This window comes from Clostridium bornimense, from assembly GCF_018917145.1.
GTDB classification, from domain to species: Bacteria; Bacillota; Clostridia; order Clostridiales; family Clostridiaceae; genus Clostridium_AN; species Clostridium_AN bornimense_A.
Map to the genome: position 1 here is coordinate 1 of NZ_JAHLOD010000106.1, position 2,123 is coordinate 2,123.

General features: G+C 22.5%; 1 protein-coding gene. It reads left to right on the forward strand.

The features are described from left to right. Window positions 1-881 precede the first annotated feature (881 nt). Complete coding sequence (locus KQI30_RS16660; RefSeq protein WP_216464466.1) at window positions 882-1,343, forward strand: hypothetical protein; 462 nt, start codon at window positions 882-884, stop codon at window positions 1,341-1,343. Window positions 1,344-2,123: the final 780 nt, after the last annotated feature.

A 2,123-nucleotide genomic window follows, 5' to 3' on the forward strand; every position in this document is an offset into this window, starting at 1 on the left:
TCTCCATTCATCATTACTTAATTTTTTATACATACCTAACCTCCTGATAAAATGTTATTTCCTTAATTTTATCAATTGGAGATTTTAGTATCTAGGTACTTAATTTTTGACGCTTACATTGTTTTGTGTTCTTTTATTAAACTTTTTACTTATATCTTTCAAATAATCAGAAAGTATATAGTTTCCATCGAAGTAGAGCATGAATTATCTTTCCCTCTATTTATTAAGTAAAAATAATAAAAATTTTTCATGCTATCTAATCTCCCCCTAAAGAAGAATAGTATGAATTTATTAAAAATAGGGTCATATTTTGAATTTCTTAATGAAAAAAAGTTTTTATGCTATATGTTTTTCCTTGAAATATAGCAGGAGTTATTTATCCAATATAATTAAAAATTGAAAATTCTATTTTCCATAACATCTTAGGAAATTTATTTCAAAATCTTTTCTATATTCTATTCAAAGCGTTTTATTCATGTTTAAAGCGATTTATCCTGAATGAATCGTAATTAAGTCGGTTTTTGTGCATGTTTAGGGTGTTGTCGGTATGTTATAGGGACGTTGTAGATAGTTGTACGGAAAGTTACTTCTCTATAAGGAAAGTGATTTTTGAATCCAATTCTTTTGAATGAATACAAATATATGTAATTAATCTTTAATTAATTTTTTTATTCCTAAATATATACTCATATATTAACTTATTTATCTATTTAAATAGAATTTATAAAAATATAAAGAAATAAATTAATAGATACTTATAAAAATAACTTCATATTCTTATAATAAGTTATTTTAATTGCAAAATATATTACGATAAAAACTTGAAATATATTATTATATCTTAATAATATATTTCAAACATATTAAAGGAGGCGAAACACATGAACGAACATGTTATAGAGATCTCAAGAGAACATAAACATCTTGATATCTTTGAAATTAATGGAATACATATTACTTTACCTAAGTATGTAAAAAACAGCATATCTAAATATAGATTTGTGATTATAGAAGAGAAGATTATATTACAGAGAAAATGTAATATATGTGGCACTTTTTTTGATGTTCAAGAATATAAAAATAATAACTTTATTAATATTGAAAATACTGAAATAAAATACATAGGTGAAAAAAGTGGTTTCCATAACACTTGCAATGAATGCTCTAAAACTCCATCCCCTAACAATTTAGATATACCACAAAACAATTCAAATAACACAGTTCAACTAAATATTAAAATTGACATAGAATTAAAGAAATATTATCAGATACGTGCAATTGAAAATAATACGAGTTTAAAAGATGAAATAATCAAAGTGCTTAATTCTGAAAGAAAAAAATAGATTACTATCTAGTATAAAATGTATCTTTATATACACATCTATATGTATATAATATATTAATATATAAAGGCTATATAGAAGCATTTAATTCTATATAGCCTTTATAACATGTACTAAATCATCTATTGGAGTATCTTTATATATAAATATAGACTATCTATTATGCCTTATATAATTCCTTCCTTTACTAGATAATTATATCTTGTTTCCAATAAATATTTAATACATTCTACCCTATATTCTGAAAGATATTCTTTATATTTATCCACAATACTTAAAATATCACTTAACTGCACTTTAGGTAGATTAACTTCTCCGATTAGTTTTAATTGTTTATAATATGATTCAAGAATTCTAACTTTATTCTTTTTTTATTCAATCTATATTATACTGTCACAAACTTTATTTTTAAAAATCCAATCTTTATTTTATTATTATTCAAACTATTTTTTATAACAATTAATATTTATTATCTTTCTATCCATACTATTTTTTACTTCATTCAATCTATATTTTGCTTATAAAAACCTTAAATATAATAGAGAATCCACATATCCCTTTATATAAGCCTTTTCAGCATGTTTTTTCACATTAATCAAAATCTTATTAATTCTCAACTAAATTACTAAAATTTTATTAAAGCATAATTAACCTTCTAACTATGTTCCAGTAAAAAAAAGATTGACTATTTGAATTTAAAACACGAATCGTTATAAAGATAGATGAATAGCGGTCTAAGAGGGAGTTCAAAAAAGAAAGAAAAGTCTGACAATATAATAA